At 60.9% G+C, this 18301-nt stretch carries 14 protein-coding genes and 1 tRNA gene; 5 read left to right on the forward strand and 10 right to left on the reverse strand.

Annotated features, from left to right (window positions below; translation table 11 throughout):
- Positions 1–391 precede the first annotated feature (391 nt).
- Complete coding sequence (locus FGM15_11915) at positions 392–2791, forward strand: PEP-CTERM sorting domain-containing protein (GenBank protein ID MBU3666564.1); 2400 nt, start codon at positions 392–394, stop codon at positions 2789–2791.
- 27 nt (positions 2792–2818) lie between these two features.
- Here FGM15_11915 and FGM15_11920 read toward each other — a convergent pair whose 3' ends face one another.
- From FGM15_11920 to FGM15_11950, 7 genes are all read right to left on the reverse strand, one after another.
- Positions 2819–3328, reverse strand: coding sequence for a DUF2721 domain-containing protein (locus FGM15_11920; protein ID MBU3666565.1), 510 nt, complete (start codon positions 3326–3328; stop codon positions 2819–2821).
- 93 nt (positions 3329–3421) lie between these two features.
- Entirely contained in the window at positions 3422–4018 is a 597-nt protein-coding gene (locus FGM15_11925) for an alpha/beta hydrolase (GenBank protein ID MBU3666566.1), read from the reverse strand.
- 82 nt (positions 4019–4100) lie between these two features.
- Positions 4101–6017, reverse strand: coding sequence for a 1-deoxy-D-xylulose-5-phosphate synthase (dxs, locus tag FGM15_11930; GenBank protein ID MBU3666567.1), 1917 nt, complete (start codon positions 6015–6017; stop codon positions 4101–4103).
- Positions 5998–6252 (reverse strand): exodeoxyribonuclease VII small subunit, encoded by a 255-nt coding sequence (gene xseB, locus FGM15_11935; GenBank protein ID MBU3666568.1) that lies wholly within the window; start codon positions 6250–6252, stop codon positions 5998–6000. The genes dxs and xseB overlap by 20 nt, the downstream gene beginning before the upstream one ends.
- Before the next feature lie 7 nt (positions 6253–6259).
- The gene (locus tag FGM15_11940; protein MBU3666569.1) at positions 6260–7969 is read right to left on the reverse strand and encodes a hypothetical protein; all 1710 of its coding nucleotides are present in this window, start codon (positions 7967–7969) and stop codon (positions 6260–6262) included.
- A gap of 95 nt (positions 7970–8064) precedes the next feature.
- Positions 8065–9783, reverse strand: coding sequence for a hypothetical protein (locus FGM15_11945; protein ID MBU3666570.1), 1719 nt, complete (start codon positions 9781–9783; stop codon positions 8065–8067).
- On the reverse strand, positions 9780–11141 hold the full coding sequence (locus FGM15_11950; protein ID MBU3666571.1) for a sigma-54-dependent Fis family transcriptional regulator: 1362 nt from the start codon (positions 11139–11141) through the stop codon (positions 9780–9782). Before FGM15_11950 ends, FGM15_11945 begins: the two co-directional genes overlap by 4 nt.
- A gap of 123 nt (positions 11142–11264) precedes the next feature.
- On the opposite strand from FGM15_11950, the gene FGM15_11955 reads away from it, so the two are divergent.
- Entirely contained in the window at positions 11265–11894 is a 630-nt protein-coding gene (locus tag FGM15_11955) for a L,D-transpeptidase (GenBank protein MBU3666572.1), read from the forward strand.
- A gap of 20 nt (positions 11895–11914) precedes the next feature.
- Here FGM15_11955 and FGM15_11960 read toward each other — a convergent pair whose 3' ends face one another.
- Both FGM15_11960 and FGM15_11965 read right to left on the reverse strand, forming a co-directional pair.
- Positions 11915–13579, reverse strand: a complete 1665-nt coding sequence (locus FGM15_11960; protein MBU3666573.1) for a hypothetical protein — start codon at positions 13577–13579, stop codon at positions 11915–11917.
- A 41-nt stretch (positions 13580–13620) separates the two neighbouring features.
- Positions 13621–15315: a hypothetical protein gene (locus FGM15_11965; GenBank protein ID MBU3666574.1), complete on the reverse strand. Its 1695-nt coding sequence runs from the start codon at positions 15313–15315 to the stop codon at positions 13621–13623.
- On the opposite strand from FGM15_11965, the gene FGM15_11970 reads away from it, so the two are divergent.
- Positions 15171–15908: a glycosyltransferase family 2 protein gene (locus FGM15_11970; protein ID MBU3666575.1), complete on the forward strand. Its 738-nt coding sequence runs from the start codon at positions 15171–15173 to the stop codon at positions 15906–15908. The genes FGM15_11965 and FGM15_11970 overlap by 145 nt on opposite strands.
- Positions 15909–16115: 207 nt before the next feature.
- On the opposite strand, the gene FGM15_11975 is transcribed toward FGM15_11970, so the two are convergent.
- Positions 16116–16190, reverse strand: a tRNA-Val gene (locus FGM15_11975).
- Positions 16191–16237: 47 nt separating this feature from the next.
- Here FGM15_11975 and FGM15_11980 point away from each other — a divergent pair.
- Together FGM15_11980 and FGM15_11985 are read left to right on the forward strand one after the other, a co-directional pair.
- Complete coding sequence (locus FGM15_11980) at positions 16238–17431, forward strand: hypothetical protein (GenBank protein ID MBU3666576.1); 1194 nt, start codon at positions 16238–16240, stop codon at positions 17429–17431.
- 123 nt (positions 17432–17554) lie between these two features.
- The gene (locus tag FGM15_11985; protein MBU3666577.1) at positions 17555–18250 is read left to right on the forward strand and encodes a hypothetical protein; all 696 of its coding nucleotides are present in this window, start codon (positions 17555–17557) and stop codon (positions 18248–18250) included.
- The last annotated feature ends 51 nt before the right edge of the window (positions 18251–18301 follow it).

Below are 18301 nucleotides of genomic sequence, written 5' to 3' on the forward strand. Positions count from 1 at the left end.
CCGCACCGAAGCTGCAGGCCACCATTGCCGCGCACAAGGACGTCTGCATTTTGCAGATCATTTGATCTGCAACCTATGGCGTCGCGCGCCTTCGCACAAGGCCGGTGCCGGCGGACGGGACAAGCCCGGCCGCGGAGTGGACGCGGCGTCACCAGCGGCACCGAGGAATTTTGGCAAAGGAGCCTCGGCTAAAACCGAACCTATGAAAGGCTGTAAGTAATTGATGACGAACGTCTCGCATGAATTCCGGAAAATGTGAATAACATAACCTTTTAGGATCTTTAAAAGTTGTTGTCACAAAGCAGTTTTTGGCTTGTCGGAGCCGGAAAAGTGTCCGATTTTTGCGCATCGGTTAGCCTCTTTTGTCCACCCCCGGTCAGCAAAAAGCCCTATGAAAAAAACAATTTTCGCCTGTTTGTTGGCTGGTGCCCTCTTCGTGCCGGCGCGGGCACAGACGCCGACGGCGTTTACTGGGACCTACACATGGGGATCCAACGGCAACACCAATAGCTTTTCTTACAACGGGACGGATATAGCGAACCTTACGGAGAGCGCATTTACAAAAGTTGGTATCACGACCGCAGCCAACACTGGCAATTTTCGCGCCAGCGGATTTGCGCTGGATCCTGTGTCTGGGTCGCTGACGGGCACAAACGACCCATCAAAATACTTTGAGTTCAGTTTGACTGCGGACAGCGGATTCACGCTCAGTATGTCGAACATTAACTTCGGTGTCGGCCGCAGCACCACTGGTCCACGAACTTTCGCTTGGAGTTCAAGTATCGACAGCTTTGCGACGATCATCACAAATTACACCGTCCCAACCGGCGTAACGAATAATGCGGGCGTTCTGACTATTGGTGATGCAGCCTCCACGACACTCACCAACATCGTTCTCGATCTCTCCGGAGCTTCATTTCAAAGCCTCACAAGCATTACCTTGCGTTTCTATGCCTACAATTCCGAGGCATCTGGCGGCACTGGAGGTTTGCAGGCTCCTCTCTCCTTCTCCGGGTCTTTGCTCAACACGAACCCCGTCAGCGGCGGCAATTACTGGTCTGCCGACCCGGCTGGCGGTGGCAGCGGAACTTGGATTTCCGGGGGCACGACTTGGGCAACGAACAGCGGCGGCGCTGGGTCTGGTCAAACGCAGGGCAGTGGCCCTCTCATTTTTGCCAACACTGCGGGGACCGTAACAGTCAGCGGCGGCGTCACCGTTTCTAACGGCATGACATTCCAAACAGCGGGCTATGTCGTGCAAAGCGGAACTGTCACGCTGGCAGGTGCATCGGCAGCCAACAATGCGATCACCACCGACAGTAACGTCACGACAACCATCTCTTCCGAACTTGCGGGCACGACGGGTCTGACCAAATCGGGCATGGGCACATTGATTCTTTCCGGGGTCAATACATTCTCGGGCAATGCGGTGATTGCCGCTGGCGCATTGCAGATCGCCAGCGACTCTGCATTGGGAAACGCGGCCAACGATCTCACCAACAACGGCACACTCATGACTGCCGCAAGCGTGGCTTTGGATGCCGGACGAGACATCGCTGGAAGCGGCACCTTCGACATCGCGGGTGGGACTACACTCACAGTCAACGGCAATATAAGCAACACGGCGACGACATTGAACGACACTGGCACTTTTGACTTGCAGGGACCCACCCGCAGCCTTGGCGCGCTCACTCTCACCGCTCCGGGCACGATCAACGCAGCGGGAGCGATCAATGTCACGACCTTGACCACCTCCGGTCTGACTAACGGCACTGCAACCATCAACCCCGACATCGTCTTCACTGCAGGCACAAAGACCTTGAGTGTCAGCTCGGGCGGCAACTTGGAGCTCAATGGAGCGATCTCCGGCTCCGGTGCAGTCGTGTTGTCCAAGACAGGACTTGGCACTCTCACCATAAACGGCGCTAACTCGGCAACGAACCGGATTGGTCTTGCCGGTGCCAGCATGACTTCCGGCGGAACTGTTGTTCTTGCCTCAGCGGCATCTGCAGGTTCCGGTCAAATTCAACTAAACTCCGGCACACTCAGGGGGGCGTCCGGCCTCGTCCTCACCAACGGCTTGCTTATAGCCGGCCAGACAAACGGTGCGGCAGTTCTGGCCGGAAACAATCTAGAATTCCAGGGCCAGTCTACCTTCTTCAAGGGCACAGGAACAACCGGACCCGTGGTCCTGAATGTCAACAATACGACCACGTTCTCCGGAGGTTTCGGGCTAACGGGAGGGGCCGGGTCAGGCACGGGTGTCACCATCGGCGGCAACGGCCACATGATCATAAGCGGCGTTTCCACGAACTTCAGCGACACCATCAGCCTCACCGACACGGTCAAACTCACCCTTAACAACGCGACGATCGGCGGCGGTCTGATCGTCGGCGGCAGCAACATTCTCGCCGGCAACGGAACTGTTGCCGGGAATCTGTCATTCCAAAACGGCGGCAAGTTTGAGTTCAACCTCGCGAGCCCGACACTGACTGTGAATGGTCCGTCGGTGAGCTTCGTGAACTTCACCATCGCGAACATCGCCGGCCTCGACCGCACAACGCCCAACGGAACTTACACTTTGTTTGCCACGCCGTTCGGTAATGTTCAAACCAACGGCTTGGCCAATATCGGTGCGGCGAACGCGTTCGATCTGGGTGACGGGAAATCCGCTTACTTCACCATCGGCAGCCTCGAACTGAACGTTGTTCCCGAGCCATCGACTTACGCATTGTTGGCGCTGTCGGGGATCGGGTTTGCGGGCTACGTGGTGCGGCGCCGTCGTCGCTAATCGCGCAAAAACTTTCCAGGCGCTCCCTTATCCGCGGGCTTTGCGGCGCCACTCGTCGGCCTTCATTTGGAGGGCGGTGTAGCGCGTTTCCATCTGCTGCACGGCGATGCGTGTTTCGCGGAGGAGGTGGAATGAGCCGGTCATCAATCCGCCGAAGGCGACGACTCCTGCGGCGAGGGCCGCGAGTTCCACCGCCCGCACGGCGCCGAGCGGGTCGAAAGCTTCGAGGACGGCGCCAACGAGGGAAAGCAGTGTGGCCAAGGCGAAGGCACCCATGGCGAGGTAAAATCCGCGCAGGGCGCGCACGATAAGCTGCGAGCGCCGGGAGGCGGCATCGAGTTCCTGCAAGCGGCGGTCGGCCTCGGAGCCGGTGAAGGTTTTATCGGCCTCAAGTTGGCGGGCGAGTTCGCGTGCACGCTGCGTGGCGATGGCAAGACGGTTGCTCGAACTCAAGCCCATGATGGCCGAGGCATTCGTGAGCATGGCCGGTGCGACGATAAGCGACAGGGCAGCCAAGGGGCCGAGGGATGTTTCCATGACTCGCAAAATGCAGGAAAGCAGTATGGCCTGAAAGCGGAAATGCCGCACTGCTCATGCGTGCTGCGTCATGAATGCGCCGCCGCCCGGTTTCTATGCGGGAAAGTCTCTGGCCAACCAGTCGCGGGCGAGGGTGAAGTCTTCGCCGGTCAATTCGTGTCCACTGTCGCGCCACACGAGAGAGAGCTTCGCTCCGGCTTGTGACAAAAGTGCGGCTAGGCGCTGGGTGCTGTCTTGCGCGATCATGGCATCGCGACGTCCCGCAAGCAGCAGAACCGTAACACCGCCGAGTTGCGGCGGTTGGGCGGGTTCCAGCGGGACCATCGCGCGGAAAAGAACCGCGCCGGAGAGAAGGCCCGGACGCAGCAACAGCAACGAAGTTGCGATGTTCGCGCCGTTCGAGTAGCCGACGGCTATGATGTTTCCAAGATGCTGGCGGGCGGATTGGTCTTCAACGAAGTCGGCCAGTTCGTGCGTGCGCCGGATGAGGTCGTCCTCGTCAAAGACCCCCGGAGCGAGCCGCCGGAAAAAGCGGGGCTGTCCGTTTTCGAGGACTTGTCCGCGCGGGCTGAGCAATGCGGCGCCGGGCCGGAGGATTTGTCCGATCGGGATGAGATCGTTTTCATCGCCTCCCGTGCCGTGCAAAAGCAGGAGGGCGGGGGAGGTTCCGGGGTGGAAGACGTGAAGCATCAAGTTGAGGGTTGAGGAAAAAGCCGACGATCGACGTCGCTACAAAACTTTAAATCGAACACTGAACGCTCCGCCTTCGCGTCTATGCAGCGGGCGTGGATTTGGCAGCGGCGGGTTCTTGCTTCAGCTCGGCCAAGATTTTTTGAACCGCGGCGGCGGCAGTGAGTCCGTATTTCTCGCGAAGTATCGGGACGCTGCCGTGTTCGATGAATTCGTCCGGCCATCCGATGCGGACGACGGGGGTGTTGATGCGCGCTTCGGCGAGGGCTTCCATGACGGCGCAGCCGTAGCCGTTGTGCAGCACGTGGTCTTCGAAGGTGCAGACGACCTCGGCCGCCCGCGCGAAAAACTCCAGCGTTTGCGTGTCGAGCGGTTTGATCCAACGGGCATTGATCACCGCGGCGTCGATGCCCTGCGCGGCGAGAAGGTCGGCGGTGCGTTCCGCCATTTCGACCATGTTGCCGAGACCGAGGAGCAGGACACGGCGCCCGTGGCGCAGGACTTCGCTTTGCCCGATCTCGAGGATCTGCGGACGCTCCTTCGGTTTGGCGCCCGTGCCGGCGCCGCGCGGATAACGGATGGCGATCGGGCCGGTGTGGTAATTGGCCATGGTCCAGAGCATGTCCGTGAATTCGTCCTCGTCCTTCGGCTGCATGAAAGCAATGCCCGGCACGTGGCGCAGATATCCGATGTCGAAGAGGCCGTGGTGCGTGGGGCCGTCGTCGCCGCTCAAACCGGCACGGTCCATGCAGAGGGCAACATTGAACTTCTGCAGGGCGATGTCGTGGATGATCATGTCATAGGCGCGCTGCATGAATGTGCTGTAGATGGCGAGGAAGGGCTTGTAACCCTCTGCCGCGAGCCCGCATGCGAAGAGGGCGGCGTGTTCCTCGGCGATGCCGACGTCGTGATACCGGTCAGGATGGCGTTTCTCGAAAATGCCCAAGCCCGTTCCGCCGGCCATGGCGGCGGTGATGGCGACGATGCGGTTGTTGTGGTCGGCGAAGTCGGCGAGCTTCGATCCGAGCAGCTGTGAATAAGTGGGTGTGGCTGCGGGCTCGGTCTCGCCGGTGTCGGGTTCGAACTTTCCGAGGCCGTGGAACTTGTCGGGCTGCTGCATGGCGGGCGGATAGCCTTTGCCCTTGGTGGTCAGGATATGGAGCAGCACCGGCTCGTTCTGGGTTTTGAGAAATTCGAAGGTGCGCTGGAGCAGTGCGGTGTCATGCCCGTCGATCGGACCGTAGTAGCGGAATCCGAGGTCCTCGAAGATGACGCCCGGAAGCAGCATGTGCTTCACTCCGGTCTCGACCTTGTGGGCGAGATCGAGCGCGCCCTGGCCACCGACGGTGCGGATGAATTTCGCCGCTTTTTCGTGCAGGTGAGCGTAGGCAGGGTTGGTGGTGATTTTGCTCAGGTAGCTGGCGACCGCACCGACGTTGCGCGAGATGGACCACTCGTTGTCGTTGAGCACGACGATGAAGCGCTTGGTGGTCTCCGTGACATTGTTGAGGGCCTCGAAGCTGACGCCGCAGGTGAAGGCGGCATCGCCGGCCACAACGATTACGTGTTCGTCCGACCCGCGCAGATCACGCGCGGCGGCCATGCCCAGTCCCGCGGAGAGCGCGGTTCCGGCGTGGCCCGCACCGTAGCAGTCGTGGGCGCTTTCCGTGCGCAGAAGGAACCCGTTCAGTCCGCCGTGCTGACGGATGGTGTCCATGCCGGTGCGCCGCCCGGTGAGCATTTTGTGGACATATCCCTGATGGCTGACATCGAATAAAATTTTGTCCTTGGGCGAATCAAAGGCGCGGTGCAAGGCGATGGTAAGCTCGACCACGCCGAGGTTGGGTCCGAGGTGGCCCCCGGTGCGGGAGATCGCGCGCACAAGTTCGTCGCGGATTTCTTGCGCGAGAAAAGGAAGGTCGGTTTCCGGCACGGCGCGCACGTCGGCCGGTCCGTCGATGCCGGCGAGCACGGACGGTTTATTCCTCTTCGCGGTCATCGAAATTCTCCATTTGCACGCTGCCGTCGGCCTGCCGCGAAATGAGGCGCACTTTCTGCTCCGCAGCCTCGAGTTTGTCGCCGCAGAATCGCGCAAGCGCGGTGCCCTGTTCGTAAAGCGAGAGCATTTCCTCGAGCGGGAGTTTGTCTTCCTCCAGCTTTGCCACGATCGCGTCGAGTTGCTTCATTGCTTCCTCGAAGCTCTGCGTCGATCCGTCTTTTTTGCGCGAGGCCATGATTGCGTCAGGGGTTGCTCTCGCGCGGTGTCCAGCGGTCACGGCTGGAATAGAAAACGCACTGGTTATCAAGCGGCAAGGGGACGAAATATTTTAGGGGAAATCGCGTGAGGTCGGCGGTGCGCATGATGAAGGAAGCCCACTCCTTGTATTCTCCTTTGGCGATTTGGGAAAGCCAAGGACGGTCACCGGAAACGGGGGTCAGGTAGATGCCGTTGATCGGTCCGCCGAGGACTTTGTAGTCGTGAAGCGTCACGTATTGCCCGACTGTCGCCGGCAGGAGCAGGGACGGGTGCCCGCCATACCACGCCGTGGCCCAGGGCATGTCGCTGGCGAGGATCTCGCCGGGCTCCATCCAGCGGCATACCGCGTTGATCATCGGCGGAAGATAGGGGGGCCAGCTGACGCGGGTTGGCGGAGCGGTCAGAAGGTTGACGGCCATGGGCATGGCTGAGATGAGGAAGACGAGGCCGATGAAGGCGTTGCGCGCGGGAGGGAATCGCAGGTCCATGCGGTTCCAAAGGTTGATGAGGAACGCCAAGCCGAACGCGATGAAGGGCGGCACGAAAAGGACGTGGATCTGGTTGGCGGAGACTGCGCCCTGCGGCGCAAAGAGAGCCATGCCGACCACGGCGAAGACCCACATGATGACCAGCACCCAGCGGAAGAAACTTGTTTGCGGCCGTTTGAAAATGTGGAGCAGTGAAAAGAAGAACGCGGCGGCCGCGGCATTGTAGCCGAGGAAGCCGAAAAGGTTTTCGAACTGCGAGGTGAGTCCCCCGCGCAGCTTGTCACGCACGGCGCCGAAGGCGGCCAAGTCCGGTTGGAGGTTGCTCATGAATGAAGTCTCGGAGCCCGTGGTGCCGCCGAGGATGCTGAACATGGTGAGGCCGAGCGGATTGCCGCACACCAGATAATTGCGGACGAGCCACGGTGCGATGACCGCAGCATAGGCAATGATGACGAGGAATCCGCCGAGTGTGCGCGGCGGGAAAAAGGCGAACACCGCGATGAGGAACCCGAGGAAAATCCACGAGGCCAGCGGTTGGGCCAGCGTCATCAGGCCCAAGAGCAACGCGATGCCGGTGAGATGCAGCAGCATGCGGCCGGTGCGTTTGGATTCGCGCGCCGCGATCGCGCCCCGAAGAAGCAGGAGGGCGAGCGAGAAAAAGAAAAGCATGAGCATCTGCGGGAGTCCGGAAACGGAAAAGCGCCACATCATGTCGCAGAGCACAACCATGACCGTGGTCATCCATGCAATGCGTGCATCGAAAAGCCCCCGGATGAGGAAGAAAAAGATCGCGACCGATACGAGGAAGAGGCAGATGCCCGCGGCCGCGATGACCCGATCGCCGATATAAACGACATCGGACGGCTCCATGGGCCACCAGCGTTTCACCGGTCGCAGCACGACCGCGTCGAGAAGAGGGTTGAGCGGAAAGTTGTAAGTGTCGGGGAAAACACCCTCGGGAAGTTTCCCGCTGTGTCCGAGAAATTGCCAGATAGCCATCGGGCGGATGTAAAGAGTGGAAAATCCCGCGCCCGCCGCGAGCTGGCGTCCGATCTGTGCCTGGTCCATGGCGGTCTCGGAGTCCAACCCGCGGAAGTTGAAGATCAGGTAAAGCGTGGCGAGCCCCGCGATCACGGCGAGGAAAATTCCGCGAAGAATCAAGGGCTTGAGCGCGCCCACCTCGAGCTGGTGGACGATTTCCTGCACTTTTGGTGATTCTCCGTGGATCATACCTTCGTTTGCGCGTGATCGAGTTTCTTTTTAACGGTGCTTTCCCATGGCGTCCATTGTGAAGCGGGTGGTCAGCGCCATCGCGGACGGTCGGCGTAGAAGACGGCTTCACCGTCGATCGGGAGGTTGACGGCGGACTTCAACATCCATTTGTTGAGATCCTCCTGGGGCACTTCGCGCAGGATAAAGCGGGCCCATTCGCGGTAAGGACCATTGACGATATCCGTATAGCCCCGGCTACCGCCGCTGAAAGGCGTGAGATAGATGGCGACCAGGGGTGCGCCGAGCAATTTTTCCGCATTGATGATTTCGAATTGCTCGATGCTCGCGGGCAGGAGAAGCGATTTGCGTCCGGCATACCAAGCGGTGGCCCAGGGGATATCCGATGCCATGGCCTCGTCCGGACCCAGCCATTTCTCGAAACGTGTGATCATCGGAGGAAGGTATGGTGGCCAGTTGACGCGGGGTGGACGGCTGAACAGTCCGATCACCAGCGGGATGCAGACCAAAGCGAACAGGACCACCACAAAGAAAAGACGCAGCACCGGCTGGGTGATATCGAAGCGGTCCCACATTGAAAGAAGGAAGGCCAGGCCATAACCGGTCATGAGAGGGAGGAAAAGGATCTGCAGCTGATTTGCGGAGACGGGTTCGGTGGCGCCGAAAACGATCATTCCCGCGGTCGCGCCGATCCATGCGAGACCAACAGCCCAGCGGAATTGCGCTGCGCGCCATCCGCGGTGCATTTGGACAAGCAAGGAAAGGAAAAACGCGGCAGCCACGACATTCGCGCCGATGTAGGACGGCATGTTGCCGGTGAAAGCCAGAGCTTGCTCCGCCGTGTTGCGAAGGAAGCCGGACCAGTCGAACCGCAGCATCGGCTCGAAGTCGGCCGCAAGTGCCAAGGCGCTCGTGCCCGCGGGGCGGTAGAGTTCGTAGAAAGGAAGGCCGAGAACGTTGCCCAGGTTCCTCCAGTTGTGCCATGCCCAGGGAAGCAAGGGAACGGCGTAGGCAATGGCGGTGCAGGCTGCAAAGAGCGCCGCGGGACGGAACGTCATCAGAATGAAAAGGAGGAATCCCGCGAAAATCGCGAGTCCGATAATGTGCCCCAAGGTCGCGATGCCGATGCCGGCGGCCGCGACAGTCGCGAGGACCAGTGCACGCCGCGGGCGCTGCCCGGCCCGTGCTTCGAGGGCTGCGCAAAGCGCGAGCAACGCGCCGTTGAAAAAGAACATCATGGCGACCTGCGGCAGCCCGGAGAACGTGAACCGCCATACGAGGTCCGTGCCGGCGACCATGCCCGTGGCCACTGCGGCGATGGCGGGATTGAAGAGCCGCCGCAGGAGCAGGTAGCCGAAGAGCAGCGCGCCAGCGAGAAAGACGAAGGCCGCCGTCGTGATCGCGTGTTCACCGGGCGAGACGGTCTCGCCGGCGGGGAAAGTGAAGTCGGTTCCGGCGATCTTGAACACCGCAGCGTTGATGAGCGGGCCGAGAGGCGGCTGGCTGACATCGGGCAGGGGATCGGGGCACTTGCCGGTGCTGTCCAGCATGAGCCGCATGGCGAGAGGGCGCGCGTAAATCGTGGTGTAGCCCTGGCCGGTGGCAATCTGGCGACCGATCTGTGCCTGGTCCATCGCCTCGGGCGTGTTGAAGCCGTTGAACTTTACCAGCAACCACAGAATGGCCACGGCAGAGATGATCACCGCCACGAGGACACGGTTCAGCCACCGCCATCCCGGGCCCTGCTCAAGCGAGTGGACCAGCCACTGGGTGTTCGACTCGATGCTCACGGCTGCCGGTTTTCGTCCAGCGAAGGATGCTCGCGCAGCTTGCGGTGCAATGTCCGCCGGCTGATGCCGAGTTTTTGCGCCGCGAGGGTGCGGTTGCCTTTGCTTTCGGCGAGGGCGCGTCGCATGAGTTCCAACTCGGTCTCGCCGATGTCCAGCGGGAGAGGGGTGCGCGCGGCAACGGTCGGTGCGGATGCGCGCAGGCTCGCCGGCAGGTCGCGCAGTGTGATTTTGTTCCCGCCAGCCATGACCACGCCGTGCTCGATGGCGGCGCGGAGTTCGCGCACGTTGCCGGGCCAGTCGTGGGAAACGAGCGCCTTCATTGCATCGGTCGTCAGTTCGCGGAAGGGCTTCCCGTTTTCCTTCGCGGCTTCGCGCAGGAAATGAACGGCGAGCAGGGGAATATCTTCCCGGCGGTCGCGCAGCGGCGGCATGGGCAACTGGACCACGTTGAGACGGAAGAAAAGGTCTTCACGGAATTTTCCCTCGGAGGTCATGCGCGCGAGGTCCCGGTTGGTCGCGGCGATGAGACGCAAGTCGGCCGAGAGTTGTTTGTTGCCGCCAACCCGTTCGAAGACGCGCTCGCCGAGGACGCGCAGAATTTTGACCTGCGTGGCGGCATCGATCTCGCCGATCTCGTCGAGAAACAGCGTGCCGCCCGAGGCTTGCTCGAATCGCCCGATACGCCGTTCGCCGGCGCCCGTGAAAGCCCCTTTCTCATGGCCGAAAAGTTCGCTTTCCAGCAACTGCGGCGAGAGGGCGGCGCAATGGACCGCGACAAACGGCCCGCGATGTCGCGGGCTCAGGCGGTGGATGGCGTGCGCGGCGAGTTCTTTGCCGGTGCCGCTTTCTCCGGAGACCAGAACCGTGGCGCGCGACGGCGCGACCTGGCGGATGGTCTCGAGCACATGCACCATGGCCGGCGAGTCGCCGACGAAGTTCTCGAGGCCGTAACGTTTGTCCACCTGCTCGCGGAGGCGAGCGTTCTCGCGCTCGATCTCGGACCCGTGCAGCGCGCGCTTGGTGAGGAGTTCGAGGCGGTCGAGATTCACCGGCTTGGTCACGAAATCGTAGGCGCCGCGCTTCATCGCCTCCACGGCGCTGTCAACCGAGCCGTAAGCGGTCATGATGATGCAGACGGGGGGATTGTTTTGCCGCAGTGCCCACTCGAGCAGATCCATTCCGCTGTCAGCGCCGAGACGAAGATCAGTGAGCAGCAGGTCGATCTGGTCCGTTTCCATCACCGCTTTCGCCCCCTCAACATCGCCAGCTGTATAAACCTCGTATTCCTGTTCAAGCGAATCGCGCAGTCCATCCCGCGTGTTCCTTTCGTCGTCAACGATGAGAATGGTCTTTTTCAAGGCGCAGGCAGTCCGAAGTGAGACATTTTTTCTCTCCGGATGGGCGCCTCAAGGCAACACACAAGTTTGTTGACGGTGCGGTTTGCGCTTGCCACGGCGCGGATTCTGCTTATGAGTCCGGCCATGAATTATCTGCTTCCCGCTGCCCCGATTCGTATCGCCTGCGCTCTCTGCTCCCTCCTGTTGCTCGGCCTTGCCGGCTGCACGACGATGAAATCCGGAGGATCGAGTTCTTTCGCCTTTGATCCGCCCGCGCAAAGGCCCGGCAATCCTTCGAATGTCAAACTCAAGCTGAGCACGGGCGCGCAGCGGCTTTATGTTGTCGAGGGCGACAAAGTGCTGCTTGCCACGCCGGTTTCCGTGGGCAAGCCGGGGACGCCCACTCCGCACGGCAACTTCACCATTTACTCCAAGGTAGCCAACCGCCGGCGCGTGAGCAGTCCGGGTGCGGGTTATCCCATGACCTACTGGATGGAATTCATGCCCGCCTACGGCCTCCACTGGGGCTTTGTGAAGGCGTCGCCCGCAACGCATGGTTGCGTGCGCATGCCGATCAAGGCCGCGCAAAAGACTTTCGACATCGTCCGCACGGGCACACCGATCCACATCGCCTCAAGCCAGCCTTGGGATGCGACGGTCGGCAAGTCTTTGCCGCGCCTCGACGATTCACACCTGCCCGACCCGCCGATGTCATACATGCTCAGTCCGCAGGTTTTTGCCGACGCGCGCCAAGGCAAGGTCTGGCGTTTCTAGCCGCGCCTTGCGCGGTGGTTTCAGTCTTCGAGCAGGCAGGGCGTGAGCAGGTAAAGCTTCCATCCTTCCGCGGAAGCAATGCCGACCGCGCAATCGATCCACGGCTTGGTTGACCGCGGCCATTTTGCCTGCTCGCGCGGTCCCCAGAAAAGGTAGCGTGTTTCCAGTCTGCGCGCCGCGTCGCGCCATCCGCTCGCGCCGTTCATCAGGGTATCCAGATCGTGCTCCACTTGACTGTAGTCGAGTCCCTGGCTGTAGAGATGTCCGTCATAGCCCATGGCCAAAGGCTGGCCGAGCAGGAGCGCCGGGTGATTGTATTCGTGGGCGCAGGCCAACCGCGCATCGACGGGCATGTTGCGCAGCATCACCTGCATGCCGCCCAACTCGGCACGGTCAGCCAAGCGGTAGCCATTGGGCAACGAGAGACCGGCTGCGAGTGAAGTCGCGCCGGACGCGAACAGGAGGATGCACAGCGCGCCGCGCAGCCATGCGGGCCGCTCACAGATCACGAGTTGCCAGACCGGCGGCAGGACCGCCAGATATCCCCAAAGAATCAGCTTGGTGTTGTCCCACGGCCAAGGCGCGACAAGAAAAAGAAACGAGAACGCCAGCGTTGCAGCGCCGGTCAGCCAAGCAGCGCGGTCGCCCGCTGTTGCGCCGCGGCGAAAAACGCCGATGCCCGCCAATGCGACAAGAGGAAGGAAAACTCCGAAGTTCCAGACCCAAAACACGGGTCCTTGGTCCTCCTGCATCCATCCCGGAAAAAATCTCAATGAACCGCCAGCTGTGAATCCTGCGGTGACCATGTGAACGAGCCAAGTCGCGGGGATCACGCTGGCAAGGCCGACGGCCACAAACGGGCGCACCGGTGACCTGCGCCATGCTGATAGCGCACACACTGCCAAATGCAGACTCAGAAAAAGAAAAGCCGGCGCATTGAAAAGCGGCATCGATGCGTAGAGGGCAACCTGCACCGCAGGCGGGAGGAAAGGTCCGCCGTTGTGCCCGTCCAGCTGCGCGCGCCAGACCGTCATGAGCACCAATCCGGCCGGCAGTGCATAAAGCAGCCCGCGCTGCGTGACAAACATCGCAAGGAATACATTCTTCCATGCGGTTTCGGATTGCATCGGATCAAGCGATCCGGTGGCGCACAGCGCCCAAATTGTGCCCAAGCCCCCTGCAAAGAGGAACGCAGCGAGGGCGAAGCCGCGTCCCCATCGCCACAGGGCGGCTGCTGTCGCGGCCGCGCCGAGCAGGCCGGTCCAGCGCAATCCCTCGATGAGCGGCACGCCGCCGATACGCAGTGCTGCATTCCACAGATCCATGCCGGGGTGGTAAGCGAATGCCGCACCCGACAGAAAAGGGTTGTCCGGCCAGAATTTTCCCCCGTTGGCCCAGCGGTTGATCAAATTCAGATGCAGCGCGATATCGCCGAGATTGTGCGGCGATTGGATTTTCCACTCCGTTCCCGATGGATAAAGCAGCCAAAGGAAAACGCGCAGCGAGGCCAGACCGAAAACGATGAAGAGCACGGTGTCGGCCACGGTGATTCTTGCGTGTGGTGCGCGTGCCGTGCGCCAGGTCAACGTGGCGGCCGCGGCGCCAAGGACGAACGAAATCCACACTCCCCGCGTGTCCAGGGATCCATGCAGTGTCCCCACCCCGGCAGCCGCGGTCGTTGCCACGGCAACAAAGACCAGCCCGGCACAAAGTGCGCGCCATCCGGTCATGGCTCGCTCCTCCGTGGTGCTTGCGCCTTGCCCGTTTGCTCGAGAGCATCGGTGATATCCTTAGAGAAAAACACCGAGCACTCCTTCACTCCCGAGCGGAACCGGAATGTGCGCCCGGTGAATTCCGTGCCGAGCTTGTCGCGCACCGCATCGGCGCGTCCGGTTTCCACAACATGGAATTCCGCCTTGGGCAGCGGGTCGGGAATTTCGCCGTCCGGAAAGTATCCGACATTGGGAAAATCACCGAGGATCCACGGTAGCGGGTAATAGCTCTCGAGGTAAACGGATCCGGCCATGAGCGCGCGTTGCGGGTCGCTCTGCGCGAGCGCGAGCAACGGACCGGTGAGAGCTTCGACCGAGCGGTAAGTCTGAACGTAAACGTAGGGCTCCGCGTCGTTTTCGTATTCGCGGAAATTCAGGCGGATACCCGCGGCCAGCGAGGCGACGAGCAGGGCCGCCCCGATCGCCGCCGCCATGCGCGTGCGTTTCAACGACGAAATCCACACCCCGAAAAGCAGCAGCCACGGCCAGAGAATGGACACGATGCACCAAGGCGTTTTGTAGGGGACAAGAGAGTAGGCCACCAGCACGCCCGCACCGAGGATAGCCAAAAGGCGCGGCACGGCAGGTCCGGGCCACGCGTAGCGCACAGACCAGACAAACCCCGCGAGTGCCGGCCATTCGTAGCGCGCCAACAGCGCGAGCCAGTAATAGTTGACGAAGGGCAAGAGGTCGTAGGCGACCTTCTCGTGGCCGTTGCCCGCCGCGCCGGTTTTGGTCCACTCCAATATGGCCTGGAACGGTCCCAGCAAACCGGGCCAATGGAAAAAATTCCCCGAGTAAAAAAACACGATGGCAAAACAACAGACCGCGGCGGCTGTCCAAGCATCGCGGTTCGACCAGCCACGTTTGGCGGCGCGGGTCGCCGGAGGGCGGACAGGCGAAAATTTTTCCCACGCCTTGAAAACCAGGCCGGCCAGCGCGAGCGAACCGGCATGGATGATATACGTTTCCTTGTTGAGGATCATGCCTGTGAGGCCGATGGAAGCCGCCCACAGCCCCGCCCGGTCGCGATCGATCCACAGCGCAATTGCGCCCCAGGTGAAAAGCATGGTGAAGAGCACGAACCACGGCTCGTGGATCGAATAACGTCCGTAGAAGACGAGGGCCGGCGAGACCGCATACGCCGCCGCAGCCCAGCGGACAGCCGGACGCCCGAGCCACCGCGCGAAGAGAAAAATGACCGGAATGCACAGCAGACTGGCGGCGACGACCGGAAGCCGCAGCGCCCAGACATTGCGCCCGAGCAACGACTGGGACAAAAAGACGGTGTAGAAATGCCAAGGTCCGTGAAAATTGTCCGCCCGGTATTTGAAGGTGCCGTCCACGCGCATCTGGTCGGCGAACCATCCGTTGATACCCTCGTCGAAATGAGGAGCCTTGAGGTCGAGGAACAAGAGCCGCAGGACGGCTGCAAACATCGCGATAGCGACAAAATCCCAAGGAACGCGTCGGAGGCGGTCGGACCACATAGGAGGGTTCCAAGATGACAGAAACCGGAGTGGGCGGCGTGTCAATTGTTGTCCCGGCTTACGCCGAGGAGGTGCGCATCGCCCGCACGGTGCGTGAGTTGCGCGCGTTCGCATCCGGATTTCCACGCCTGCGCGAGGTGCTCGTCGTGGTGGAGCCATCGGGCGACCGGACTGCGGAGGTGGCGCGCCAAGCCGCGGGGCAGGATCCGCTGGTTGAAGTGATCGAGAACGACACGCACCGCGGCAAGGGCTTTTCCGTGCGCACCGGGATGCTGGCAGCGGCGGGGGATATCGTTTTTTTCATGGATGCCGATCTCAGTGTGCCGCTGTCTTATGTCGCGCCATTCGTGGCGCACCTCGATGCGCACCCCGGCACCGGCGCAGTCATAGGGAACCGGCGCCACCCGGGCAGCATGATCACGCGCCGACAGCCCGCGGCGCGGGAGCAGGCGGGGCGCTGGTTCAACCGGTGTGTGCGGCTGCTCGGGCTGAGCGCATGCAAGGACACGCAATGCGGGTTCAAGGCGTTCCGCCGTGAAGCGGTCCGGGAAATCTTTTCCCGCACGCATATCGACGGCTTCGCCTTCGACGTGGAGGCGCTTTTCCTTGCTCGGCAACTGGGCGTTCGAGTGGACGAATTGCCCGTCGAGTGGATCAACGATCCGCACACCAAGTTCCGGCCCTTCGGCGACGGATGGCGCAGCTTCCGAGATTTGGCCTTGGTGCGGTTGGGTGCGCGCGGCCCGTGCTAGTGGCAGGGGGGCCAATGACGCATTCGGCAGAGTGGCCCCAGCACAGGAGACAAGCCGGTGGCCACATCATTTATTAGACCCTTGTAAGCGTTTCCGGTTTCCGTCGATTGCGCGCGGAACGTGAGCAGCGCTGCGAGCACAAGCGAAACGCCGCCAGCCACGTGCGGGCCACTGCCGAATTGTATGCCGAGGAACCCGGGCCAAGCGTGGTGCGCGGTGAGGGGATCGAACCCCCGACCCATTCGGTGTAAACGAATCGCTCTACCGCTGAGCTAACCGCGCGAAATACTCTGTTAAGTGTGTAATTTTCAGGTGTCTCGAAAAAGTTTTTGACCCGCTTTTTATGCCCGTGTAATCTGTTAAGCATGAAAACATCAATTCTACCAACAGAGAAGGCTCCTGCGCCGAAACTGCGCAAGGTTGCCGAGAATATCTACCAGTATTCGGGCTCACGAACTACCTACTATGCCCGCTTCCGTCACAAGGGCCAGCGCATTATCACGGCTCTGGGAACACTGGCCCATCCCTGCACGTCCCTCCCTGAGGCCAAGAGGCTTTTGCGGGAAAAGCGAAACGAGTTGGACAGTGCCGAGCACATCGCCACCCGCAAGACCCTCGCCCAGATTATCGCTGAATTCGAAACGGTTATGGCCGGCTCCGAAGCCACGCTGAAATACAAGAAGCGCTATCTCAAGCAGCTTAAATCCGATTTTCCCGTTCCGCTGACCACCCGGATTTCCGAGATCAAGAAAAGCGATGTCCTCAAGTTTATGGCTCTTTTCAAAGAGTCCACAGCCGACCACTACAACCACGTTCTGACCTTGGTCCGGGATGTGTTCAATTATGCCTTGGCGGATCGGGCGATCACGGCTTCACCCGTCGAGGGTGTCAAGTATCGCAAGCGTCAGGCCACGGTCAAAAGGCTCATCCCGACTTGGGAGGAATTCGAGCAGATCGTCGCCAGCGTGCGTGCGCAGGTTCTTGCCGATACGGCCAAGGAAAGTGCCGACTTGATCGAGTTCATGGGCAAAGCCGGTTTGGGGCAGGCCGAATGCGCCGGTCTGCGCTGGCAGGACATCAACTTCAAGTCCGAGCAGATCCTGCTGATCCGCCAAAAGACCCGTGCGGAGTTCAAGATTCCTCTCTACCCCATGGTTCGTCCGTTGCTTGAGCGCATGGATTCCGAGCGCGAGGATGATCGTGACCCGACCGAGAAAGTCTTCAAGGTCAGGGATCCCAAAAAAGCACTCGCCTCAGCCTGCGCACGATTGAAGTTGCCGCAGTATTCTCCGAGGGCATTTCGGCGGATGTTCATCTCGCGTTGCCTGCATGATTTGGGCATTGACGTGCAAACGATCGCTTCATGGCAGGGGCATAAGGATGGGGGGCAACTAATCCTGCGAACCTACGCCCGCGCCAGTGACAAGCATCAACGCGAGATGGCCAAGCTCCTGATTGATCCCGCGCAAGAAGAGACAACGGCTCCGGATACCCCAGTCGATGGGCAAGGAATTGCGGCCTGAGTATTGTCCTGCTTCCGCACGGAGAAATCGCCACCAGTTAGTGGACCATGTCAACCTGACTCTTATGACGCACAAGGGGCTTTCCCGTATTGCCAGCGGGCCTAGACTTGCTGCTCCAAAGCCATGAGCGACGAAAGTTTTTCACCCCAGTTCGGATCGCCGTTCCAAGTAGTCGTGGACCATTGCGAGGAAGCCGGGATCAAGTTTCGAGCCGAGCCCGATGTGAAAGGCGTGTTCTTTTCCATGCGTGGGGAGATGGCCATCTACGACGTGGCGCTGCTTGTCACCCATGATGACGAGGTATTCCAAATCTATCTCACCATCCCCATCGCAACCGCTGAGGAGAGATTGCGCCCCCTCGTTGCGGAATTTGTCACCCGGGCCAATCATCGCATTGTCATTGGCCATTTCGACTACGATATCGACGAAGGGCGGCTTCGCTACCACATAGGGCATCCGTTTGGCGAAAGAGGCCTCGATGACGAAACAGTCGGGCGTCTCTTTGCCACAGCCATGGGAACTGCTGACCGGTATTTTCCGGCCCTCATGCGAGCCTTGGTGGGTGGCGAGACACCTGCTGACGCCGTTTACTTGGCCGAGTTGGATTACCATGCCGAGGCAGCGCATGAGGAAGACCAGGAGACGGTCCAGCAATCTTCAAAAGAAGCTCCGCGGCCCCCGAAACCCTCTCTCAAGAAGCGCAACCGGCGTCCTCGCAAGGATCCGCGGTTGAAATCGACCCGCGAGCTGCCGGGGCTTTTCGAGCGTCCGAAAGAGGAGAGGGGACCCGAGTCCAAAGGAAATCCGCCGGCTTCCTGAGTTGGTGTTATGACACGCACCGCTCTTGCCGGTGCTGTCTTCGGAAGGTTG

The sequence above is a fragment of the Chthoniobacterales bacterium genome (assembly GCA_018883245.1).
GTDB lineage: Bacteria > Verrucomicrobiota > Verrucomicrobiia > Chthoniobacterales > JACTMZ01 > JACTMZ01.